Here is a 22,286-nt window from a genome sequence, read left to right on the forward strand (position 1 = left end):
TTTAGTTGTCTGGCGACCACAGCCTTTTGCCTATGACTTCGGCACTGGTCATTACGTTTCCGCTGGACAGTGCAATACTTCCTGTCTTGTTCAACAACTCGGGATCAATCACCATACAGGTGCCGGACAGCTGGACCGGAACAGCAGAGATGACGATTTGGTCATCTCCACATTCGCTGAATTCGCGCGCAGATCGTTTGCCAGTGAGGTGAATCAGCTCTTTGCCCTGCCAGAAATATCTTTGCGACAGATCTTTCCCATCGGGCCAGCGATTTGCGGCAGTTTTCTGGCTCGCGCCGTCTCCGTCGTTTTCAAGCCATACGGTTGCAATAAATTTGCTGCCCTTTTCCTTGCTCAGCGCGCGCCCCTGATCAGTCATCACACCAACTAACCCACCGGAGTCTGCGACCAAAACTTCCGGACGGTTACCCTGCCCCCAAAGCGCAATCGCCACCATGCAAGGTGCGACGCCGACCCACCTTGCCCCACCGCGCCACAAGGCGATCCAGAGCGCGCCCAATGCAAATATGGGCAAGACGTAGGACGGTGGACTGACCACATAACCTTGCGCACCTTCCAGTCCCGAGATCCAGTCTGAAACCGCCAGAATCCATTCCAACCCTGCCCCCATGACCGCCAGCCCAAACCACTCAAGCCCGAATGGCGCCAGGATTGCGGCAATAACGGCCGCAGGAACCACGACGGTTCCCATCACCGGGACCGACAGCATATTCGCAACCAGCCCATAGTGAGACAGTGAATTGAAATGCGCCGCCCCAATCGGTGCGGTGGCAAGCCCCGCTATGGCAGATGACATCAACACCCCGATAATGGGCCGTAGCCATTTTGGCCCGAAAGCAGAACCGAAACCGCGTAAGGCTCCGAAAACGGCCACCAGTGCCGTTGTTGCAGCAAAGGACATCTGAAAACCGGGACTTAACAGAGATTCTGGTCGCAACGACAGCACGATAAGGGCAGCGACGGCCACCGCGCGTAGCGAAATTGACCTTCTGTCGATCAAAATGGCCCCCAGCATTACGCTGACCATGATAAAGGCCCGCTCTGTTGCGACATTCCCGCCAGACAGCAATAGATAAACAACCGCCGCGACCAAGGCGCAAACCGCTGCAATCTTGCGGACCGGAAGTCTAAGAGCGAGCACCGGGACAGCAGACAGCGTGACCCTGCAAATTAGGTAAACAAAACCTGTCAACAACCCCATATGCAATCCGGATATCGCCAACAGATGAGCCAGATTAGATGCCCGTAGATTGTTCAGCGTTTCCTGACCCATTCCGCTGCGATCACCCGTCGTGACAGCCGCGGCGAAACCTCCGACCTCTCCAGGCAGCAATGCGCGCACATGTTCTGAGATCGCCATCCTCCACGCCGTGATGCGGAGATTGGTCCTGTCCGGCGGGGCAACCGACAACACCGGTACGCGCGTGTACCCGACCGCCCCTAAACGTTGAAACCATGCGTGGCGACGGAAATCGAAACCGCCGGGCTCTACCGGCCCTTGAGGCGGCGACAGATGACCTGTTGTCATGATCCTTTGCCCAGGAACCAGCGCGACATCCCCACCATGCAGGGAAAGTCGGACGCGCCGCGGTCGTCGATCCAAGGGCACGTCCCCTAATCGCACCCGATCGAGCGTCACCCGCAGCGCATCCGACGCAGAGCGGTCTATGGCGACAACACGTCCCTCGACCGGGCCATAGTACCGCCAAGATAGAACCGGCTCTGCCACCGTATGGGCACGTGCGCCGGCCAGGATGAACCCGGCAGCGATCAGTGCCCCCCCGATTGCCAACGGAGCCCAGCCAGACCGCGATTTGCGGGCCATCCCCATAGCCGCAACAATTACCGCGCTGAAACAGACGTAAATCTGCCACCCCGGCTCGAACCGGAGCGCGAAATACAGGCCGATGCCAATGGCCAAGCACACTGGTGACCACTGAAACAAACAGCCTGTCTGGTTCAGCAATGCGGTCTCGACCCGTGCCAGAACACGCATGGTTGCCCCCGTCCTTCGGGCTCGTTAGACAGGCGCCAAGTTAAGCCCGACACGGTTACCAAAAGGTTAATCCACACTATGTCCGATCAGGTCGTCACCCGTTTTGCACCTTCACCCACTGGTTTTCTTCACATCGGTGGCGCGCGCACTGCATTGTTCAACTGGCTCTTTGCTCGGGGACGTGGTGGCAAGTTCTTGTTGCGGATTGAAGACACGGACCGCGAACGCTCAACCCCAGAGGCTACTGCAGCAATTCTTCAGGGGATGTCCTGGTTGGGCCTGGACCATGATGGCGATGTGATCAGCCAATTCGAAGGCGCCCCGCGTCATGCTGAAGTGGCACATCAGCTGCTGGCGGACGGCAAAGCCTACAAATGTTTTTCGACCCAGGACGAGATCACAGCCTTTCGCGAACAGGCGCGTGCAGAGGGAAAATCGACGCTGTTCCAGAGCCCCTGGCGCGACGCTGACCCTTCGACCCAACCTGACGCCCCATATGCGATCCGCATAAAGGCACCTCGGGACGGGGTCACCGTGATCCGCGATCAGGTTCAGGGCGACGTGACAATCCGCAACGATCAGTTGGACGACATGATCCTGCTGCGCTCGGACGGAACACCGGTTTATATGCTGGCGGTTGTTGTGGATGATCACGACATGGGTGTGACCCATGTTATCCGGGGCGACGATCACCTGAACAATGCCGCACGCCAGATGATGATCTATGAAGCCATGGGTTGGGATGTTCCGGTCTGGGCACATATTCCGCTGATTCATGGTCCGGACGGCAAGAAACTATCCAAACGTCACGGAGCTTTGGGTGCCCAAGAATATCAGGCGATGGGGTACCCGGCCGCGGGTATGCGCAACTATCTAGCCCGTCTCGGCTGGAGCCACGGGGATGACGAATTCTTTACAGATGAGCAGGCGAAAGAGTGGTTCGATCTGACCGGAATCGGTAAAAGCCCTGCACGGTTCGATCTGAAAAAGCTCGAGAATCTATGTGGTCAGCATATTCCAATCACTGGCGATGCCGCATTGCGGCAGGAAATTCAGGGATACCTGGCGGCGGCGGGACTGCCCGCTCTCACCAATGCACAATCAGGTGATCTGGAACGTGCGATGTATTGCCTCAAGGATCGGGCACGCACTTTCCCGGAACTCCTTGAAAAAGCGCATTTTGTGCTGACGTCACGCCCGATTAAACCTGATGAGAAGGCTGCAAAGGCGCTGTCCTCTGTATCCGACGGTATACTGAGTGAATTGACGCCGCACGTGCAAAATGCTAGCTGGACCCGGAACGAACTGGAGAGTGCCCTGAACTCGTTTGCAGAAGCGAAAGGGCTAAAGTTTGGCAAGCTGGCAGGGCCATTGCGCGCTGCATTGGCTGGTCGGGCTGTAACGCCTTCGGTTTTTGATATGATGCTTGTGCTTGGGCGGGATGAAACCCTGGCACGGCTCTCCGACGCAGCGACATAACCAAAGGTTTCACATTTGGGTAACGCTGCTCCGCTAACACCCGGGCTGCGCCCCTGTGCGCAACCGTTGCCCGCCGAAACGGACGACGATCCGTTTCACGTATGAATGAGGAAGGGACATTATGACCGACAGCAATAAATCAGCCACTTTGACCGTACATGGTAAAACATACGAGTTGCCGGTTCATTCGCCTACCGTGGGACCTGATGTCATCGACATCCGCAAGCTGTACAGCGAAGCGGATGTGTTCACCTATGACCCCGGCTTCACCTCGACAGCCAGCTGCGACAGCACCATCACCTATATCGACGGCGAAAAAGGTGAACTGCTGCACCGTGGCTATCCGATCGACCAGTTGGCCGAAAAATCGCATTTCCTCGAAGTGTGCTACCTGCTGCTTTACGGAGAGCTGCCGGCGGCCAAGGAACTGGAAAAGTTTGAAACCACGATCACCCGCCACACCATGCTGCACGAACAGATGCAGTATTTCTATCGTGGCTTCCGCCGTGATGCGCATCCGATGGCGATCATGGTCGGTGTCGTGGGCGCGATGTCTGCGTTCTATCACGATTCGACCGATGTTTCGGACCCGCATCAGCGTGAGGTCGCATCCCATCGTCTGATCGCCAAGATGCCGACCATCGCTGCCTGGGCTTACAAGTATCACACCGGTCAGCCCTTCGTGTACCCGCGCAACGATCTGGATTATGCGTCAAACTTCCTGCGCATGTGCTTCAGCGTCCCTGCCGAGGAATATGAGGTGAACCCAATCCTCAGCCGCGCGATGGACCGCATCTTTACTCTGCACGCGGATCACGAACAGAATGCCTCTACTTCGACCGTGCGTCTGGCCTCGTCCTCGGGGGCGAATCCGTTTGCGTGCATTGCCGCTGGTATCGCGTGTCTTTGGGGCCCTGCCCATGGCGGCGCAAACCAGGCCTGCCTTGAAATGCTGGAAGAAATTGGCACGGTTGACCGTATCCCGGAATATATCGCCCGCGCCAAAGACAAGGCCGATCCGTTCCGCCTGATGGGCTTTGGTCACCGCGTCTATAAGAACTTTGACCCGCGCGCCAAGGTTATGAAGCAATCCGCCGACGAAGTGTTGGATCTGCTGGGGATTGAGGACAATCCCAAGCTGCAAGTCGCCAAGGCGTTGGAAAAACAGGCGTTGGAAGATCCGTATTTCTCCGAAAAGAAACTGTTCCCGAACGTGGACTTCTATTCAGGGATCATCCTCGAGGCGATGGGTTTCCCGACGTCGATGTTCACCCCAATTTTCGCACTGTCGCGCACCGTTGGCTGGGTCAGTCAGTGGAAAGAGATGATCGCAGATCCACAGAACAAAATCGGCCGCCCGCGCCAGCTCTATCTGGGCGAAACCAGTCGCGATTACGTGGACATCGAAAAACGCTGATTTCGATTCCCAACAAACCAAACAGCCCCGGACCAGAATCCGGGGCTGATTTGTTAGAACAGCGTCAACTGGTCCCCGGCTTGGGGCGGGATATCGAACAAATCGCACCGCAGCTTCGGGGTGCGCGTTGCAAGGCCTAGCCGCTTTACAGCCAGTGAAAACCGTTTAGCCACCATCTCGGCATATTCGCCCTCACCGCGCATTCGGTGGCCCCAACGCGGATCATAGTCCCGGCCCCCGTGCATTTGCCGAAGCTTGGACATGACTTTTTCGGCGCGCGTTGGCTCTTGCTCTTGCAGCCAGGTTTGCCAAAGTTCCGAAACTTCGCGCGGCAACCGCAGCATAATCCAGCTTGCTGCATCCGCCCCGGCATCCCTGCCCGCCTCTAGCAGGCTTTCCATCTCATGATCTGTCAAACCGGGAATTGAAGGAGAGGTCATGACCCGCACCGGAACCCCCGCTTCGGTCAGCCTGCGAATGATTTTCAGGCGCCGATTTGGCGCGGGTGCCCGTGGCTCCATTCGGCGCGATAAATCCGCATCCAACGTGGTCAGAGATATCCCGACCCGAACCAAACCCTGTTCCGCCATCTGTGCGAGCAGATCGAGATCACGTTCGATCAATGCCCCCTTGGTCACAATCGCAACCGGATGGCGAAACTCAGTAAGCACCGACAAACAAGACCTTGTGATTCCCAGGTTTTTTTCAACTGGCTGATAAGGGTCGGTATTGGTTCCAATCGCAATCGGCGCAACACTGTAACCTTTCGCAGAAAGCTCTTTGCGAAGAAGCTCGGCCGCATTGGGTCGGGCAATCAAGCGCGTCTCAAAATCCAGCCCCGGCGACAGACCCAGATAGGCGTGGCTGGGCCGTGCAAAGCAATAGATGCAGCCGTGCTCGCACCCCCGATAGGGGTTGATCGAACGATCAAATGGCAAGTCGGGGGAGCGGTTATAAGTGATTATGCTGCGTGCCGTCTCGTGCCTGACTTCAGTCCGCAACGGAGGAAGATCGTCATCATACCCCCAGCCGTCATCGCAGGGGATTGTATCAAACCGTTCGAATCTGCCTGCCGTATTTTCCGTGGCTGCTCGCCCCTTGGCAATGGCCGAAGGAAGGTTTGTTCTACTTTTGTTCATGTCATTTGGTATATGGAATATCGACCGGTCCGGCAAGCGGCACATTTACCTTGCTGAGACAGCATCAGAGCCCCAATCAGCCCCTGGACATTTGGTGCATTTGAACGAATTGCAGGATGTTCATGTGTAAAATGACGTCGAGATAACGACAAATTTGGCCTATAGGTCGGTCTCGGAACTGCCAAGGTCGCAATCGTCACAGTAGTATTACGGCGAAATGGCCAAAACGGAAAAAATGCCACCACGGGCGCAAGGCCCGAACAGCTCAGGGAAACGCCCCATGTCCGATGAAGAAGACATCGTCCTGTCCGAACTGAACGACGACGAACTGGTCGAACAGATGTTCGATGACCTTTACGACGGTCTGAAAGAAGAAATCGAAGAAGGTGTGAACATCCTGCTGGAGCGCGGATGGACACCTTATGACATCCTGACCAAGGCACTGGTCGGCGGCATGACGGTTGTGGGCCACGACTTCCGTGACGGCATTCTGTTCGTACCCGAGGTCTTGCTGGCCGCAAACGCAATGAAGGGCGGCATGTTTATCCTCAAGCCGCTGCTGGCCGAAACCGGCGCACCGCGCGTTGGTAAAATGGTGATCGGCACTGTTAAAGGCGACATTCACGACATTGGCAAAAACCTGGTGTCAATGATGATGGAAGGCGCCGGATTCGAGGTTGTTGATATCGGCATCAACAACCCCGTCGAAAACTATCTGGAAGCGCTTGATACCGAACAGCCCGATATCCTGGGCATGTCGGCCCTGCTGACGACGACCATGCCATATATGAAAGTCGTGATCGACACACTGATCGAACAGGGTCGGCGCGACGACTATATCGTTCTGGTTGGCGGCGCGCCCCTGAACGAAGAGTTCGGCAAGGCGATCGGTGCTGATGCCTATTGCCGTGACGCGGCCGTAGCTGTTGAGACGGCAAAGGATTTTGTCTCGCGCAAGCACAATCAGCTGGCGGGTTGATCGACATCTAAACCATTTCAGGGCCGTCCGGTTTTCGGGCGGCCTTTTTCATTTATTCACCCTACCCTGATCCGAAGCCGACATTATGTGTCGAATACGGGCTTGCCAGCCACCGAATAAGCCGATTTTCTAGATAACGAGAAAGAGGCGCGAAATGACTCAGGACCAACTTCCCGACGACGCCAGCCTGACAACACAGGGCTATTCAGACCATCACGGCGCAGGGCGAATTCTGTTATTGGCCTGCGGTGCGCTGGCGCGGGAAATCCTGGACCTAAAGCGTCGTAATGGCTGGGATCATATGGAACTGACCTGCCTGCCCGCCATCTTGCACGTCCACCCGGAACGGATCACGCAGGCGGTGGAAGAGGCCGTTGCCAAACACCGCGACCAATACGACAAAGTTTATGTCGTCTACGCAGATTGCGGCACCGGTGGCCTGTTGCAGAAAGCCTGCGAGGAGATGGGTGTGGAGATGATCAAAGGGCCCCACTGCTATTCTTTCTTCGAGGGGAACCAGGTCTTTGAAAATCGCGGCGAGGATGAAACTACAGCGTTCTACCTAACAGATTTTCTGGCACGTCAATTCGATGCCTTCGTCTGGAAGCCGCTGGGGCTGGATCGCCACCCCGAGCTTAGGGAAATGTATTTCGGCAACTACACGAAACTGGTTTATCAGGCACAGACTGATGATGCGGTTCTGACCGAACGGGCCAAGGAGTGCGCAGACCGAATGGGCCTGGCTTTCGAGCGCCGTTTTACCGGTTATGGTGATCTGCAATCCACGCTGAGCGACTGGGCCAGCCGCCCGCTTTAGGCGGCCTCTATCGCGACCTCGCGGATACGGTCGATCATCGCCCTCAAACCGTTAGATCGTTGCGCGGAAAGATGATCGTTTAACCCCAGCCGCGCCAGTTCGCCTCCTGCGTCAACCTGAGGGACTTCTTGAACCGGCAGGCCGTTATATAGGGATCGCAGGACCGCAATCAGGCCCCGCACGATCAGAGCATCACTGTCGCCGTCAAAATGAAAAGTCCCTCCGTCGACACTGGGATGCAGCCAGACCTGGCTGGCGCAACCATGGACTTTAGTTGCAGGCACCTTCAACACATCATCCAATGGCGCCATCGCTTTCCCCTGCTCGATTACATGGCGGTACCGGTCTTCCCAGTCCTCCAGGAATTCGAAATCTTCGACGATTTCTTCAAAAGCAGGTGTCGCCATCTCGGGGCTGTCCTCTCATTGGGTTCACATTTTTGAACTATGATCCTGACCAGCATCTGTCCAGCCCCCCACGTGGCTTTTCAAACCCGGAAAAGTGCGATAACTCATTGCCATATAGACTGCTCTGGGTGTTGTGACGATGAAGAAATCACTGTCTGTTCTTTTGGCTGCTGCCTTGACCCTGTCGGCTTGCAGCGCTTGGCGTGATTCTCGGGTCAACCCGACAAACTGGTTTGGGTCCAGTACTCCGGCACCCTCTGAAGTATCCGTGAATGATGCAAATGCGCTGGTTCCTCAACAAGCCGAAGGTGTTGGCATATTTTCAAAGCCGGAAGCCGTGGACATGAGCTTCCCGATCGCCAAAGTCGAAGAACTGCGGATCGATCCAATTCCCAATGGAGCTATCGTTTACACGACTGGGATTGCTGCAAGGCAGGGTGCCTATAATGCTCGGCTTGTTCGTGTTGAAAGCGAAGAGAATGCGAAAAATGGCATTCTCGAATTCACGTTCCGTGTCGACTACCCGTCATATGCGACAAGCCAGGGGACCGAACGGTCCCGAAGGGTATCCAATGCAATCAATATCAGCCGAGACGAGCTTGCAAACATTCGGCTGGTCCGCGTCAAAGGGGAACAAAATGCCCTGGAATCCCGCCGCAGATAATTCCTGCTAAAGCTCTACGACCGTGACGGTCTGCCCTTTAGCTGCCAGGGCGATTTTGCCATCGCACAGTTTCAGAGCATCTTCGCCGAATACCTCGAACCGCCAACCGGACATTGCAGGTAATTCCCGTTCACCGGCTGCGATCTGATCCAGTTCGGAACTGGTAGCAATCAGTTTGGCAGCCACGCCCGAGCTTTCCGTTTTTGATTTCAGCAGCACCCGCAATAGGTCGGCAAGCGCAGGATTTACCTTCAACTTGTCACGGCTGGTATCAATCTTGGGCAATTTTTCTGGTGGGCAATTAATACCCTTTTTGACAGCGGCCAGAATCCCATCCGCAATGACCCCTTTGCGGGCCTCGCGCAGCAGCAGGCGCGATCCACCCAAATCTGAGAAAGATTTCGGCTTGGTCGATGCCAGTTCGATCAGAGCGTCGTCTTTGAACACCCGGCTGCGCGGTACGTTGTTTTCCTGCGCATAGGCTTCGCGGAACTCGGCCAACTCGCGAACAACAGCCAAAAACTTGGCCGAGTTCGTCCGGGTTTTGATACGCTTCCACGCATTTTCGGGCTGGATCTCATAGGTGCCGGATTGCGTCAGCGTGCGCAGCTCTTCGGCGACCCAATGGCTGCGCTTGGTTTTCGTCAACTCGGCCGACAGATACTCATAGATTTTCCGCAGATGCGTTACATCTGCCAGGGCATACGTCTTTTGCGCCTCGGACAGTGGGCGGCGTGACCAGTCGGTGAATCGAGAGGTCTTGTCCACGCCTTCCTTACAAATCTTGCGCACCAGGGTTTCATAACCAACCTGCTCGCCGAATCCGCAGACCATGGCGGCGACCTGAGTGTCGAACAGAGGATTGGGGAACACACCCGCCTCAACCCAGAAAATCTCAAGATCCTGACGGGCTGCGTGAAAAACTTTGACCACGCTTTCATCGGCGAAGAGCTCGTACAAAGGCTCCAGAGTCATCCCTTCGGCCAAAGGATCGACCAAAACGGCGCTGTCTTCGTCGGGCGACGGGACCGCCAGTTGAAGCAGGCAAAGTTTTGAATAGTAGGTCCGTTCGCGCAGGAACTCGGTATCTACGGTTACGTAATCAAAGGCCGCAGCCGCTTTGCAGAAATCGGCCAGCTCTTGCGTCGTCGTGAGGGTTTTCATTCGTGGTGCTATTCTTGCTTTTGTTTTTAATCACCCGTCAGTCCTACACGTTTCCGGGCCGTCGGGCGAACCATAGGCCGAATGGCAACCGCGTGTAAATCACCCCGCGGGATTCACGGCAAAAGCACCGGCGTGCGGTCATTTCCGGCAAAGCGGCGCAATACGGCCGGATAAAGCCTGTGTTCGTAGGTCAGAACGCGCGCCGCCAAAGTCTCAGGAGTGTCTCCAGCCTCAATATTCAGGCGGGCTTGCCCCAAGATTGGGCCATCGTCCAGCGCTGCGGTCACTTCGTGAACCGAGCATCCATGCTCGATATCACCTGCTGCAATCGCACGGGCATGGGTGTTCAGACCCTTGTATTTTGGCAACAGTGACGGGTGGATGTTCAGCATCCGACCCTGAAAGCGCGAGACGAAATCACCGGTCAGCACCCGCATGAACCCAGCCAAACACACGATGTCCGGTTGTGCTTGCTCTAACGGTTTCAGCAGCTCGGCCTCAAAAGCCGCGCGGTCGCCCTTGAATGGCCGGTGATCTACGGCTGCCGTTGCAATTCCCCGATCAGCTGCCTTTTTCAGTCCCCCAGCCTCAGCATCGTTCGACAAGACCAAACAAGGTCTGGCCGGATGGTCACCGGTCATGCTGTCGACCAGAGAGACCATATTCGACCCCCCGCCCGAGAGCAGAATGGCGACGCGCTTATGGCTCACAGCAATTTGCCCGAATAGGCCACTCCTGCGGTGTCGGTTACGGTGCCAATCCGCGAAACCGTCTCACCAGCTTGGGCCAGCAGTGCCGACAGGTCGTCGGCCTGCTCTGCGCCGCAAACCACGATCATGCCGATGCCGCAGTTGAAAGTCTTGAGCATCTCGGATTCAGCAATACCGCCGGTTTCTGCCATCCAGCGGAATACGGGTGGCAAATCCCAGGAGTTCAAGTCGATCTGGGCACCCAGCCCTTCGGGCAGCACCCGTGGCAGGTTTTCGGTCAGGCCACCGCCGGTGATATGGGCGAGCGCATGCACCCCGCCTGTCCGGATCGCCTGTAGCGCAGGTTTCACGTAAAGGCGCGTCGGGGTCAGCAGTGCCTCGCCCAGCGATCCATCCCCAAAGGGCGATGCCGCATCCCAACCCAGGCCCGAGATCTCGACCAGCTTGCGCACTAGCGAATAGCCATTGGAATGCACCCCGTTTGAGGCCAGCCCAAGCAACACGTCACCCTGTTGAACATCTGCAGGAAGGTGTGCGCCGCGCTCCATCGCACCGACTGAAAACCCGGCCAAATCGAAATCACCATCGGGATACATGCCCGGCATCTCGGCAGTTTCGCCACCGATCAATGCGCAATCCGATTGAACGCAGCCTTCGGCAATGCCCTCAATAATCCGTGCGGCGGTCTCGGTATCCAGCTTGCCTGTGGCGAAATAGTCGAGGAAGAAAAGTGGCTCGGCACCCTGACAGATCAGATCGTTGACGCACATGGCCACAAGATCGATACCGACGCCATCGACCAGGCCTGTATCAATCGCGATCCGCAACTTGGTGCCAACACCGTCGGTGGCGCCGACAAGAATCGGATCCCGATAACCTGCATCCTTCAGGTCGAACAATGCGCCGAACCCGCCCAGCCCGCTCATCACGCCGGATCTGTTGGTCCGCTTGGCAGCAGGTTTTATCCGGTCGACCAGAGTATTCCCCGCATCAATATCAACGCCCGCATCCGCGTAGGTGATTCCGTTTTTGCTCGCTGTCATCGCCAACCTCTTTTGAATGGTTCCCGCGCGGGTTAGTCGATTGTTGGAGATGTTGCAACGGTCAGGCTTGACGCGGGCGTTCACCATGATAGGCAAAGCGCCTAGGCGGGCCTGTAGCTCAATTGGTTAGAGCAGAGCGCTCATAACGCTTTGGTTGGGGGTTCGAGTCCCTCCGGGCCTACCAAAATCCGCAAATTTCCATTTAAAAACAACGATCTATCAGCCCGAAAATCGAGAGAGATGCTCCACGACCTAACAATAGGTTGCGAGGCAAGTGCCCGACGATTTCAGGACATATCTTCGATTCCCGCTCGGGATATCCCGGTAACTTTTCAGGCGCTTGAATCAGTTTATCGGTCACTGAACATCCAACAATCCAAGATGAACTCACACCGGATTTGGCAGAGCAGAGGTCTGGTGCACGATGATCTAGCGACCGATGATAATATCGGCACACAGACCGCCCAGATGTTCGCTTTTGCCCAATCGAAGCACGCCGCCATGGGCTCGGGCGACATCTGCCACAATGGCCAACCCCAGACCAACACCGCTGCCTCGATTCTGGTTGCGCGCCGGATCCAATCGCGAGAAAGGTTTGACCGCTTCGGTGCGCTGCTCGGGCGGAATACCCGGACCATCATCTTCGACGCGGATACGCAGCGATTTGGAGGAGACCGACAGGCTGATTTCAGCGCGATTTCCGTACCTGACCGCATTCCCGATCAAGTTCTCTACCGCGCGACGAATAGACGTCGGGCGCAACATCGCGGTTCCTGCGCCATCAACCTTTACCAATTCGACCTTATGCCCTGCCCTGCACGCATCCTTGACGATCTGCCGAAGGAACCTCTCAGGGTCTACGGATTCCGGCGCCACCTCTGCCGCTCCTTTGGAAAAGTCCAAAAACGCGTCCAGCAATAGCTGCATTTCATCCACGTCCTGTTGCAATGGCGCTGCCTCACCTTCGGGCAACAAAGACAGCCCAAGCTTGAGACGCGTCAAAGGCGTTCGCAAATCGTGGCTGACACCGGACAGCATCATGGTGCGCTGCTCCATCTGACGCTCTATCCGGGCGCGCATATCCAGAAACGCACTGCCAGCCGCTCGCACCTCGATCGCGCCGCCTGGCGAATAAGGAACAACCCGCCCTCGTCCGAACGCCTGTGCAGCCTCGGCCAGACGGGTGATCGGTCGTAGCTGGTTGCGCATGTACAAAAACGAAATGGTTGTCATGATGATCGCAAAGAACAAGACGGTCACAATCAACTGATGCGGCGCGGTTGGGGACAATCGCCGACGGTCGAAAGTTAGCTGCAATACACCCAAATCCGTCTGCAGATACAATCGAGCCTCCTGCCCGCTTGGCAAGGCGACCGCTACAAGATCGGGAAGCAGGGCGCGCAACTCGGATTCGACTTGAGGTGCAATGAAATCATACCAGCGGCGATTCCCGATGACTGGCGTTTCGTTTATCCCGAGAAACCGCAGTTTCATATCAAGCGCGGCCAGATCGGGCCGAAGTTCGGCTACCGCCTGTTGCTGCGTTTCAGAATGTTCTATCACATCCGTAACCAGCGTAACCTCACGCGATGCGGCACGAGTCATTTGCGCAGTGACATCTTCTAGGTGCTTTTGCAAAAAGGCGACACTGATCACCAGCAGCATCACCACCACCGGCAAAATGAGAATCAAAGCCGCCCGTGCGTACAGGCTGCGCGGCATATAAAGTTTGAGCCATTGCGTCGTCATGGGTTAAACCTAACGGGCTGTTCAGACGAGAGAAAGAGTGCAGAATGCAAGCACCGGACGATTTCAATCCAATGCCAGGTCGAGATGACGAATTACAACCGGGCCTAAGGCGGATTCTCGCCCCCAACCCGTCTCCGATGACATATCGCGGCACCAATACATACTTGCTTGGCCAAACCGATCTTGCGGTGATTGACCCCGGCCCTGCCAATGCGGACCATCTGGGTGCAATCCTGAACGCGGTTAAACCCGGACAACGGATCAGCCACATCATTGTCACACATTCTCATCTGGACCACTCTCCGCTTGCTGCACCGCTGGCCGAACGAACGCAAGCAAAGATCATTGCTTTTGGAGGCCCCGAAGCAGGCCGCAGTGAGGTGATGTCCGAATTGGCTACTCAGGGGCTCGCAGGCGGAGGTGAAGGGATCGACACGGCGTTCCGCCCACATATCGAAGTCGAAGATGGTGATGTAATCGCCGCCGAAGGGTGGCAGTTGAATGTGATCCATACGCCTGGTCATCTTGGTAACCATATTGCGCTGGGTTGGGGGGATGTCTGCTTTACCGCCGATCATGTGATGGGTTGGGCCAGTTCATTGGTGTCACCACCTGATGGTGATCTGACCGATTTCATGGCGGCTTGCGAAAAGCTAGGACAACATAACTGGTCCGTATTCCATGCAGGGCATGGCGCACCGATTAACGACCCTGCCAAAAGGCTCGATTGGTTGATCACCCACCGGCGCGCCCGGGAAACACAGATTCTGTCCGCATTGGAAACCAGGCCAGGAACCGCCCGGGAATTGGCCGAGCGAATCTATACCGAAACCCCCGCTGCCCTGTTGCCCGCTGCCGAACGGAATGTATTCGCCCATCTCGTTGATCTTACGTGCCGATTTCTGGTTGCACCGCAGTCAAAATTATCTGTCGGCGCGATCTTCGCCAGAACCCCATAGATGCCGAGGTAAATTTTTTTCCAAAACCGCGCTTCCCCTCTGGACGGCGAAATTTCGGGTTGCTATATGGCGCGAACCGTTCCGGCGTAGCTCAGCGGTAGAGCAGTTGACTGTTAATCAATTGGTCGTAGGTTCGATCCCTACCGCCGGAGCCAATCTCCCCAAAACACACCGCAAATTATCATTGATGCCCGCTTTCGCTGTGCGCATGTTTTTTCGACGAAAAAACTCACGCCCCCCTCTGGACGCCGAAGAGTCGGGTTGCTATACGGCGCGAACCGTTCCGGCGTAGCTCAGCGGTAGAGCAGTTGACTGTTAATCAATTGGTCGTAGGTTCGATCCCTACCGCCGGAGCCAATCTTCCAAAATCTTTACGACTATAGAAACACCCTGCCTCAGGCCGTGCGCCATAACTCAGGGCAGATTATAAACGGTTTCAAAGGTTCATCTTCTAATTTTTCCATTCCCTTCAACTCAAAGTTGAGGGATAAGTTCCCAATTACATTTGCATTGAAGGACTTAGTCTGGGCCCAAGTTATTAGCAGGCTCAGGTGAACTTGAGATAAATTGAAAGAAGATATTATGCCGGTCACGCTTGTCCCAAAGTCAAACCAGGCAGATCAGAAACGCCACTGGCAAGTCGCGAAACGGACATACGAGCATAAGGAAGTATCATGAAGCAGGTGAACTGTTTGATCATAGGTGCTGGCTTTGGCGGCATTGGTATGGGCTACCAGCTCAGACAAGCGGGAATCGACAGCTTCGCAATACTCGACAAGGCCACTGAATTTGGGGGCACTTGGCAGCATAACACCTATCCCGGTGCGGAATGCGATGTGCCCTCGCATTTGTATTCTTACTCTTTCAGCAAAACGCCGAACTGGAGCCGAAAATGGTCGGGACAGAAAGAGATTCTGGATTACATCCGGGATTGTGCGGAAACATTCGGAGTGATCGCGCATTTACGCCTTGGCTGCGCCGTCACTTCAGCAAGCTTCGATCCGACAAGTGAAATGTGGACTGTAACGACCAAGGGCAATGGAGATGAAACCTATCTCTGCCGCCACGTGGTTTGCTCGGTTGGTCAGTTGCACTTTCCCAACCGTATTGGGATACCGGGGATGAAACTCTTCGGGCGAACCATATTCCATTCTGCCGAATGGCGCCATGATATCGACCTGAAGGACAAATCGGTTGCCGTGATTGGAAATGCAGCCAGCGCGCTGCAGTTCATCCCAGAGATCGCCAAACAGGCACGCAGTCTGACAGTTTATCAACGCACGGCAAATTGGGTCATGCCCAAAGGCAACAAGACCTATGGCGAGAGCTTCAAGTCGCTGATGCGTTCGATGCCTTTCCTTCAAAAACTTTATCGCTTCCGCCTTTGGGCCGAGAATGAATTCAAGATCTTTCCAGTCATGAAAGGATCGAAACTGCACGAGATGCTGATGCAGAACATACTGAACCGGCATCTGGAAAAGACGATATCGGACCCAAAACTCCGCGAGGAGCTTCGACCAAAATACCCGCCTGGCGCGCGTCGTCTTTTGGTCTCGGACAGCTACTATCAGACTTTAAACCAGGACAAGGTTGAGTTGGTGACGAACGGAATCGACTGTTTCACCAAAGATGGGATCAAGACCACAGACGGTACCGAACGCAACCATGATGTGGTCATTCTTGGCACTGGGTTCCAATCCAACCCCTTCCTGCAAGCTATTGATATCAAGGGACGTGATGGTATCTTGTTGCGCGATGTTTGGGATGAAGGTGGTGCGCGGGCCTATCTTGGCATCTCGGTTCCCAAATTCCCTAATCTGCACATTATTTACGGACCAAACACAAACCTTGGCCACACGACGGTACTGGCCATGATCGAAGCGCAAATCGGTTTTGTCATCCAACTTATCAAGGCGGCCGATCACGGCACGATCGAAGTAAAACCTGAGGCGGCATTGCGTTTCGCTGACGAGATGCAACAGCGTCTTGCCAAAAGTCAGTGGGCGCGGATCGAGCGCAGCTATTACAAAGATGGCGAGCGGATAACCACCAACTGGCCCGGCAGTTCATTCGAGTATTTCAGGCGCACGAGGAAACCCAAACTGGCAGATTTCAGGCGTGGAACTTCAGAAGGCTGAGGGGCTAGAGATCTACGTTCTCCGCGAAGTCAGGAACCCCGGCAAACAATCTCGCTTGTGTCTGCCAGGCCAGTGATTTTGCGCTAGGTACTCAGCAGACCTTTGAAGTCTTCCCTCAGGTTGCGTTTCAGGATCTTGCCAGTCGCGTTCAGTGGCAGCGCGTCCACAAAGACTACCCTGTCCGGGATCTGCCACTTGGCGATCTTACCACCAAAAAACGCCAGCAATTCTTCTTCGCTTGGGTTTGCCCCCTCGGCTTTCACCGCCACAAGAACGGGCCGTTCGTCCCATTTCGGATGCGGCACACCTACAACGGCTGCGCCTGCCAGCTTTGGATGTGCCACCGCGATATTCTCGAGCTCGACCGAACTGATCCATTCACCGCCGGATTTGATGATGTCCTTTGAGCGATCTCGGATCGTCATATACCCGTCCGGGTCCAGTGTCGCCACGTCGCCAGTGGCAAACCAACCGTCTTGCAACAGACCCTGATCCTGCATCATGAAATAGCTGTCCAATACCCAGTATCCGCGCACCATCAGGTCTCCCTGTGTTTCACCGTCGCGCGGAAGCTCATTGCCGAGATCATCAACGATTTTCAATTCGACCCCATAACAAGGACGGCCCTGACTTTCCCGAAGCCCATACTGCTCTTCTTTGGGCAGTTTTCCATGTTTCGCCAAGGGCTGGTTCGCGGTTCCCAGCGGGCTCATCTCGCTCATCCCCCAGGCGTGGACTGTATCGACACCATAGGTTTCGCGGAACGTCTCGATCATCGACGGCGGACATGCGGCCCCACCAATAACTGTGCGCTCAAGACTGGACAGTTGACTGCCCGACTTCTTGGCAGAGGCCAACAGACCCTGCCAGATCGTCGGCACGCCCATGGCCAGTGTCACCCCATAGCTGTCAATCAAATTGACCAATGCCTCGCCATGCAAATCTGGTCCCGGTAATACCATCCGAGACCCCGACATCGCGCAAGCGTACGGCGATCCCCAAGCGTTCACATGGAACATCGGTACAACTGGCAGTACCACATCCATCGCCGAATACCCGATCACGTCACGCGTGTTGGACCCAAAACTGTGCAAAACTGTCGAGCGATGGGAATAGAGCACCCCCTTGGGGTTTCCGGTTGTGCCCGAGGTGTAACAAAGGCTTGAGGCTGTGTTTTCGTCCAGTCTGGGCCATTGATAGCCGGAATCACCGGTTTCGATCAGCTCATCATAGAACTGTACCCCTGGAACCTGCACGATTGCGTCATCATTCCGCGGACCCATAAACACGAAATGCTGCACCTCTGTCAGGTGGTCCTTCAAAGCGGCGACAAGCGGGATGAATGTGGCGTCGAAAAACAGAACCCGGTCCTGCGCATGATTGATGATATAGGTCAGCTGCTCTGGAAACAGCCTGGGGTTTACGGTGTGGCACACGAATCCAGCACCCGAAGTGCCATAGTAAATTTCCAGATGGCGGCGGTTGTTCCATGCCAATGTCGCTATCCGAGCGTGCGGTTCCAGCCCAAGACCTAACAGTGCAGAACCCAATTTTCGCGCGTTTTCGGCGACTTGCGACCAGTTTGTTTCAGTTAAACTGCCGTCAGTTTCGACAGAATAAATCTCGGTTTGGCCATGATAGCGATCGGCATGCTCGATCAGTGACGAGATCAGCAACGGTTGCGTCATCATTTGTCCCAGCATGGACATCCTCCCTGTGTCGGGGCCGCTTTTTGCAGCACCTTCTTGTTTGCCACGCATCTTTGACTGTTGGCGCGGTCAAAAGAAATCCTGCCAAGCATTTAATTGTCTGACAATAGAAGAATGCGTCATGCAAGGGCTGCAAAGCTGGCTTTTATTCGGTTTCCCGGTGCAACATGGCATAGGCAACAAGGGCGGCGGTTGACCCGTCTTTGGTCTCGGTACCTTCTGCACCGTCCACGATTGGCCCCAGTGAAGTCGCCAGTTCCTTGCCCAGTTCAACGCCCCACTGGTCAAAAGAGTTGATCCCCAACAGGACCCCTTCGACGAATACGCGATGCTCGTACAGGGCAATGATCTGACCCAGAACAAAAGGCGTTAGCTTGGGGTACATCAGCGTGGTCGAGGGACGATTGCCAGCAAACACCCGATGTCGGGCCTGACGTTCGCATTCTTCACCCGTCAACCCTTTGTCGGCCATGCGCTGCCGCGCCTCGTCCAGCGATCGGCCGCGCATCAGCGCCTCGGACTGGGCTAGACAGTTGGCCAGCAGCAGCCGGTGATGGTGGGTCAGCTCGGGTTCATGTCCCTCGGCAGCGACCATGAATTCGCAAGGGATAACGTCTGTGCCCTGATGGATCAGCTGATAAAACGCATGCTGACCATTGGTACCAGGCTCACCCCAGACCACCGGACCCGAAGGAATGGTCAGCGCGCTGCCATCCATGGCAACGGATTTGCCATTCGACTCCATCTCGAGCTGCTGAAAATATGCGGGCAAGCGAAGGAGACGCTGATCGTATGGCAGCACGGCCCGGCTGGCATATCCCAGAACCTGCCGATGCCAGATACCGGTCAAAGCCAACATCACAGGCATATTCTCGGACCAATCGGCGGCGCAAAAATGTACGTCCATTGCCTGTCCACCGCGCAAAAACGCATCAAAGGCCGTCGAGCCTACGGCAATCATCACCGGCAGGCCCACAGGCCCCCAAACCGAATAACGCCCGCCGACCCAATCGGCGAAACCAAACACGCGCTGTTCGGGAATGCCAAAGGCCTGAGTCTTGTCCAAAGCACTGGAAACCGCTGCAAACTGTCGGGCCGGCTCCCCGCCGCCATCGACCATCCAGGCGCGCGCGGTGCGGGCATTGGTCATGGTTTCAATGGTCGTGAACGTCTTGGACGCGACAATCACAAGTGTCCGCGTCGGATCCAGCTGCCGTAGAACATCGGCAATATGTGCCCCGTCTACATTCGAGACATAGTGCAGCCGCGGCCCATCGTGATACGGAGCCAGCGCATGCGTGGCCATAACCGGTCCCAGATCAGACCCACCAATTCCGATATTCACCACATCGGTAAAGCTGCCCCCTGCCCCGGCCACGGCGCCACCGCGCACCTCTTCGGCAAAGACACGCATCCTTTGCAGCGTTTCCAGAACGCCAGGCATGACATCCAGACCATCCACGTCGACCGGACCGCCATCCAGATTCCGCAATGCCGTATGCAGAACCGAGCGTTCTTCGGTTTCATTGATTTTGGCACCCGCAAACATCGCGTCGCGCCTGTCGGCAAGCCCCGCCTCGTCGCATAGGCGGATCAGGGCCGCGCGAATATCCGTGTCAATCTGCGTCTTTGAATAGTCAAACAGCATATCGCCCGTCGAGGCCGAGAAAACATGTGCCCGATCCACGTCTTGTTCGAACAAGTCCAAAATGGAATGACTGCCATCTGACGCAAATGCCTTGAGAGTATCCAGGTTCATAACTCTACTCCGCCCAATGGACCGTCATGCCGCCCAACACAGCAGCAATCGGTGCCTCTTTGGGATGCAGGGACATGGCTCGGTCAAGCGCCTTGCGTTTGGTTTCCCCAAAAATCACCAGATGTTTGGACAATGCGCCGTCCAAGACCGGAGCCGTTAATGTAATCCGCGCCTCGGGCTGAACTTCTGGTCGGGCCACGGCCAAAGGTGGCGCATGCCCGTCCAATGCGGCGGCCAACCCGTCCATCCCCGGAAACAGCGAGGCGGTGTGCATATCTTCGCCCATACCCAGCATGAGAACCGAAAGAGGCAGCACGGGCGCAATCAAGCTCTCAATTTCGGGCAGCACCGATTCCGGATCTTTGCCATCCAGATACAGAGGCACATATTGCGCGACTGAGGCGCGATTGGTCAGCAAACGCTCTTGGATCAGCCGCGCATTTGCGCGATCGCTGTCGCTGGGCACGCACCGTTCATCCGTTGGCAGAATTCGGACCCGGTCCCAATCCAAATCAGCGGCACACAATCCGTCAAAGACCGGCCCGGGTGTGGTACCGCCCGGCACAGCAAAAGAGACCAGATCGTGATGCAGCAGCGCCGCCTCAAGATCTCCGGCGATAGCATTGGCCACGTCGATGGCTAGCATATCCCGGTCGGCGTATTCCTGAATTTTCATGGGTTTATCCCTTGCCAACGGCGACCGTCCCGTTTCATCAGCAGCTCGGCGTCGCCCGGCCCAGTGCTGCCGCTCTCATAAGGTTTCGGCACGTCGCCACGCGCCTGCCATCCTGCGATGATCGGGTCTGTCCAGGCCCAGGCGGCCTCGACCTCATCACCGCGCATGAACAGCGTCTGATTGCCTCGGATCACATCCATCACCAGACGTTCATAAGCGTCTGGCGGGTCCTGGTTCTCGGCGCCCAATGCCTCGGCAAAGCTCATATCCAGAGGCACGTCGACCAAACGCATACCTCCTTGCCCGGGCTCTTTGATCGTCACTTTCAGCGTGATGCCCTCATTTGGCTGCAGGCGGATCGACAGCGCATTCGCATGACGCCCGGCATCCGCTCCAAAGATCGAGTGCGGAGCGTCTTTGAACATCACGTTGATCACCGAAGACCGGGCCACAAGGCGCTTGCCTGTGCGCAAGTAGAACGGTGTTCCCGCCCATCGCCAGTTGCTGATATGCGCCCGCAGCGCCACATAGCTTTCCGTGGTCGAGCGCGGATTTCCAACCGCTTTGCGGTAACTTGAACTTTCGCCCTCAAACTGCCCCCGCACGATATGATGCGGCTTTACCGGGTCCAGAGCGCGAATGACCTTGAGCTTTTCATCACGCACCGCATCCGGGTCGAACTTGGCCGGAGGTTCCATGGCGATCAGGCACAAAAGCTGCATCAGGTGGTTCTGCATCATGTCGCGCATCGCGCCTGCGCGCTCGTAATACTCTTCACGGCCGTTAATTCCGACGGATTCGGCTACGGTGATCTGGATATGGTCGACATACTGGCTGTTCCAAAGTGGTTCGAACAACATGTTGCCGAACCGAACAGCCATCAGGTTTTGGACGGTTTCCTTGCCCAGATAGTGGTCGATTCGATAGATTTGACTTTCCCTGAAATGCGCGGCCAGCGTGGCATTCAAAGCCCGCGCACTTTCCAGATCATGGCCAAAGGGTTTCTCAACCACGATCCTCGTCTGCGGCGTGGTCAGATCATAAGCCTCGATCCGTTCCGCCAGAGGGCCAAACAACCGCGGCCCCACCGAAAAATAGAACGCCCGAACCCGATCCGGCTGAAGTTTCTGCGCAAGCTCGGCCCAGCCATGATCCGCAACAGCATCCAATGTCACATAATCAACCCGCTGCAAAAACGCGTTCAGCGCAGCGGTGTCCTGACTGTGTCGTCCGGCATGTGCCTCAAGCGAGTTGCGGACCAAATTGCGGAACTTGTCACGGTCGTAATCCGTTCGGGCCGCCCCGATTACTTGCGCGCCTTCAGCCCACTGGCCAGCACAAAACCGGCGAAACAGAGCGGGCAGGATTTTACCCTGCGCCAGATCGCCGGTTCCGCCAAAAATGACCAGATCAAAGGGGTCTACAGGTATGACGCGAGAAACCATGTGTTTTCCTTACCT

18 protein-coding genes and 3 tRNA genes are annotated in these 22,286 nt (G+C 56.0%); 10 read left to right on the forward strand and 11 right to left on the reverse strand.

The annotated features are described in order from the left end of the window. Window position 1: 1 nt before the first annotated feature. Window positions 2-2,017: a ComEC/Rec2 family competence protein gene (locus tag AC2FLE_RS04950; RefSeq protein ID WP_496695567.1), complete on the reverse strand. Its 2,016-nt coding sequence runs from the start codon at window positions 2,015-2,017 to the stop codon at window positions 2-4. A 78-nt stretch (window positions 2,018-2,095) separates the two neighbouring features. Here AC2FLE_RS04950 and gltX point away from each other — a divergent pair, with 78 nt between their 5' ends. Both gltX and gltA read left to right on the forward strand, forming a co-directional pair. Beyond that, entirely contained in the window at window positions 2,096-3,496 is a 1,401-nt protein-coding gene (gene gltX / locus AC2FLE_RS04955) for a glutamate--tRNA ligase (protein WP_496695569.1), read from the forward strand. Between the two features lie 121 nt (window positions 3,497-3,617). Further along, window positions 3,618-4,913 carry a citrate synthase gene (gene gltA, locus AC2FLE_RS04960; protein ID WP_281972039.1) on the forward strand — a complete coding sequence of 432 codons (1,296 nt, stop codon included), beginning with the start codon at window positions 3,618-3,620 and terminating at the stop codon, window positions 4,911-4,913. Window positions 4,914-4,966: 53 nt separating this feature from the next. Here the strand turns inward: gltA and AC2FLE_RS04965 are convergent, their stop codons facing one another. Beyond that, window positions 4,967-6,052: a PA0069 family radical SAM protein gene (locus tag AC2FLE_RS04965; protein WP_496691186.1), complete on the reverse strand. Its 1,086-nt coding sequence runs from the start codon at window positions 6,050-6,052 to the stop codon at window positions 4,967-4,969. Window positions 6,053-6,332: 280 nt separating this feature from the next. Here AC2FLE_RS04965 and AC2FLE_RS04970 point away from each other — a divergent pair, with 280 nt between their 5' ends. Together AC2FLE_RS04970 and AC2FLE_RS04975 are read left to right on the forward strand one after the other, a co-directional pair. Then, window positions 6,333-7,031, forward strand: a complete 699-nt coding sequence (locus AC2FLE_RS04970; protein ID WP_271947279.1) for a corrinoid protein — start codon at window positions 6,333-6,335, stop codon at window positions 7,029-7,031. A 154-nt stretch (window positions 7,032-7,185) separates the two neighbouring features. Continuing rightward, the gene (locus AC2FLE_RS04975) at window positions 7,186-7,848 is read left to right on the forward strand and encodes a DUF1638 domain-containing protein (RefSeq protein ID WP_142633590.1); all 663 of its coding nucleotides are present in this window, start codon (window positions 7,186-7,188) and stop codon (window positions 7,846-7,848) included. Here the strand turns inward: AC2FLE_RS04975 and AC2FLE_RS04980 are convergent. Then, entirely contained in the window at window positions 7,845-8,255 is a 411-nt protein-coding gene (locus tag AC2FLE_RS04980) for a SufE family protein (RefSeq protein WP_496695572.1), read from the reverse strand. The two genes, AC2FLE_RS04975 and AC2FLE_RS04980, sit on opposite strands and share 4 nt — an antisense overlap. 139 nt (window positions 8,256-8,394) lie before the next feature. Between AC2FLE_RS04980 and AC2FLE_RS04985 the strand changes: the two genes are divergently transcribed. After that, complete coding sequence (locus AC2FLE_RS04985; RefSeq protein WP_496695573.1) at window positions 8,395-8,919, forward strand: hypothetical protein; 525 nt, start codon at window positions 8,395-8,397, stop codon at window positions 8,917-8,919. Window positions 8,920-8,925: 6 nt separating this feature from the next. Here AC2FLE_RS04985 and rnd read toward each other — a convergent pair whose 3' ends face one another. The 3 genes from rnd to purM all read right to left on the reverse strand — a co-directional run bounded on the left by rnd (window position 8,926) and on the right by purM (window position 11,836). Next, window positions 8,926-10,083, reverse strand: coding sequence for a ribonuclease D (gene rnd, locus AC2FLE_RS04990; RefSeq protein ID WP_496695575.1), 1,158 nt, complete (start codon window positions 10,081-10,083; stop codon window positions 8,926-8,928). Window positions 10,084-10,196: 113 nt separating this feature from the next. After that, complete coding sequence (purN, locus tag AC2FLE_RS04995) at window positions 10,197-10,793, reverse strand: phosphoribosylglycinamide formyltransferase (RefSeq protein ID WP_496695576.1); 597 nt, start codon at window positions 10,791-10,793, stop codon at window positions 10,197-10,199. Further along, window positions 10,790-11,836, reverse strand: a complete 1,047-nt coding sequence (purM, locus tag AC2FLE_RS05000) for a phosphoribosylformylglycinamidine cyclo-ligase (protein WP_496695578.1) — start codon at window positions 11,834-11,836, stop codon at window positions 10,790-10,792. Before purM ends, purN begins: the two co-directional genes overlap by 4 nt. Window positions 11,837-11,943: 107 nt before the next feature. Here purM and AC2FLE_RS05005 point away from each other — a divergent pair. Beyond that, a tRNA-Ile gene (locus AC2FLE_RS05005) sits at window positions 11,944-12,020 on the forward strand. Window positions 12,021-12,265: 245 nt separating this feature from the next. On the opposite strand, the gene AC2FLE_RS05010 is transcribed toward AC2FLE_RS05005, so the two are convergent. After that, window positions 12,266-13,585 (reverse strand): ATP-binding protein, encoded by a 1,320-nt coding sequence (locus AC2FLE_RS05010; protein WP_496695580.1) that lies wholly within the window; start codon window positions 13,583-13,585, stop codon window positions 12,266-12,268. A 44-nt stretch (window positions 13,586-13,629) separates the two neighbouring features. Here AC2FLE_RS05010 and AC2FLE_RS05015 point away from each other — a divergent pair, with 44 nt between their 5' ends. The 4 genes from AC2FLE_RS05015 (at window position 13,630) to AC2FLE_RS05030 (ending at window position 16,682) form a co-directional block, all read left to right on the forward strand. Further along, a complete protein-coding gene (locus AC2FLE_RS05015) occupies window positions 13,630-14,544 on the forward strand; it encodes an MBL fold metallo-hydrolase (protein WP_496695581.1) in 915 nt (304 codons plus the stop codon). An 80-nt stretch (window positions 14,545-14,624) separates the two neighbouring features. After that, window positions 14,625-14,699 (forward strand) — tRNA-Asn (locus tag AC2FLE_RS05020). A 127-nt stretch (window positions 14,700-14,826) separates the two neighbouring features. Then, window positions 14,827-14,901: transfer RNA gene (locus AC2FLE_RS05025), tRNA-Asn, on the forward strand. A 317-nt stretch (window positions 14,902-15,218) separates the two neighbouring features. Next, the gene (locus tag AC2FLE_RS05030) at window positions 15,219-16,682 is read left to right on the forward strand and encodes a flavin-containing monooxygenase (RefSeq protein ID WP_496695582.1); all 1,464 of its coding nucleotides are present in this window, start codon (window positions 15,219-15,221) and stop codon (window positions 16,680-16,682) included. A gap of 83 nt (window positions 16,683-16,765) precedes the next feature. On the opposite strand, the gene AC2FLE_RS05035 is transcribed toward AC2FLE_RS05030, so the two are convergent. The 4 genes from AC2FLE_RS05035 to zwf form a co-directional block, all read right to left on the reverse strand. Beyond that, a complete protein-coding gene (locus AC2FLE_RS05035) occupies window positions 16,766-18,385 on the reverse strand; it encodes a long-chain-fatty-acid--CoA ligase (protein ID WP_496695583.1) in 1,620 nt (539 codons plus the stop codon). Window positions 18,386-18,536: 151 nt separating this feature from the next. Then, the gene (pgi, locus tag AC2FLE_RS05040) at window positions 18,537-20,150 is read right to left on the reverse strand and encodes a glucose-6-phosphate isomerase (RefSeq protein ID WP_496695584.1); all 1,614 of its coding nucleotides are present in this window, start codon (window positions 20,148-20,150) and stop codon (window positions 18,537-18,539) included. A 4-nt stretch (window positions 20,151-20,154) separates the two neighbouring features. Beyond that, window positions 20,155-20,826 carry a 6-phosphogluconolactonase gene (pgl, locus tag AC2FLE_RS05045; RefSeq protein WP_142633575.1) on the reverse strand — a complete coding sequence of 224 codons (672 nt, stop codon included), beginning with the start codon at window positions 20,824-20,826 and terminating at the stop codon, window positions 20,155-20,157. After that, window positions 20,823-22,271, reverse strand: a complete 1,449-nt coding sequence (gene zwf / locus AC2FLE_RS05050) for a glucose-6-phosphate dehydrogenase (RefSeq protein WP_496691175.1) — start codon at window positions 22,269-22,271, stop codon at window positions 20,823-20,825. Before zwf ends, pgl begins: the two co-directional genes overlap by 4 nt. Window positions 22,272-22,286: the final 15 nt, after the last annotated feature.

The sequence above is a fragment of the Ruegeria sp. CDSA077 genome (assembly GCF_059612265.1).

What these genes read in the sequence shown, in the direction of transcription:
- AC2FLE_RS04950 (WP_496695567.1), bottom strand. Translation starts at nt 2,017, where the DNA reads ATGCGTGTTCTGGCACGGGTCGAGACCGCATTGCTGAACCAGACAGGC.
- gltX (WP_496695569.1), top strand. Translation starts at nt 2,096, where the DNA reads ATGTCCGATCAGGTCGTCACCCGTTTTGCACCTTCACCCACTGGTTTT.
- gltA (WP_281972039.1), top strand. Translation starts at nt 3,618, where the DNA reads ATGACCGACAGCAATAAATCAGCCACTTTGACCGTACATGGTAAAACA.
- AC2FLE_RS04965 (WP_496691186.1), bottom strand. Translation starts at nt 6,052, where the DNA reads ATGAACAAAAGTAGAACAAACCTTCCTTCGGCCATTGCCAAGGGGCGA.
- AC2FLE_RS04970 (WP_271947279.1), top strand. Translation starts at nt 6,333, where the DNA reads ATGTCCGATGAAGAAGACATCGTCCTGTCCGAACTGAACGACGACGAA.
- AC2FLE_RS04975 (WP_142633590.1), top strand. Translation starts at nt 7,186, where the DNA reads ATGACTCAGGACCAACTTCCCGACGACGCCAGCCTGACAACACAGGGC.
- AC2FLE_RS04980 (WP_496695572.1), bottom strand. Translation starts at nt 8,255, where the DNA reads ATGGCGACACCTGCTTTTGAAGAAATCGTCGAAGATTTCGAATTCCTG.
- AC2FLE_RS04985 (WP_496695573.1), top strand. Translation starts at nt 8,395, where the DNA reads ATGAAGAAATCACTGTCTGTTCTTTTGGCTGCTGCCTTGACCCTGTCG.
- rnd (WP_496695575.1), bottom strand. Translation starts at nt 10,083, where the DNA reads ATGAAAACCCTCACGACGACGCAAGAGCTGGCCGATTTCTGCAAAGCG.
- purM (WP_496695578.1), bottom strand. Translation starts at nt 11,836, where the DNA reads ATGACAGCGAGCAAAAACGGAATCACCTACGCGGATGCGGGCGTTGAT.
- AC2FLE_RS05010 (WP_496695580.1), bottom strand. Translation starts at nt 13,585, where the DNA reads ATGACGACGCAATGGCTCAAACTTTATATGCCGCGCAGCCTGTACGCA.
- AC2FLE_RS05015 (WP_496695581.1), top strand. Translation starts at nt 13,630, where the DNA reads ATGCAAGCACCGGACGATTTCAATCCAATGCCAGGTCGAGATGACGAA.
- AC2FLE_RS05030 (WP_496695582.1), top strand. Translation starts at nt 15,219, where the DNA reads ATGAAGCAGGTGAACTGTTTGATCATAGGTGCTGGCTTTGGCGGCATT.
- AC2FLE_RS05035 (WP_496695583.1), bottom strand. Translation starts at nt 18,385, where the DNA reads ATGCTGGGACAAATGATGACGCAACCGTTGCTGATCTCGTCACTGATC.
- pgi (WP_496695584.1), bottom strand. Translation starts at nt 20,150, where the DNA reads ATGAACCTGGATACTCTCAAGGCATTTGCGTCAGATGGCAGTCATTCC.
- pgl (WP_142633575.1), bottom strand. Translation starts at nt 20,826, where the DNA reads ATGAAAATTCAGGAATACGCCGACCGGGATATGCTAGCCATCGACGTG.
- zwf (WP_496691175.1), bottom strand. Translation starts at nt 22,271, where the DNA reads ATGGTTTCTCGCGTCATACCTGTAGACCCCTTTGATCTGGTCATTTTT.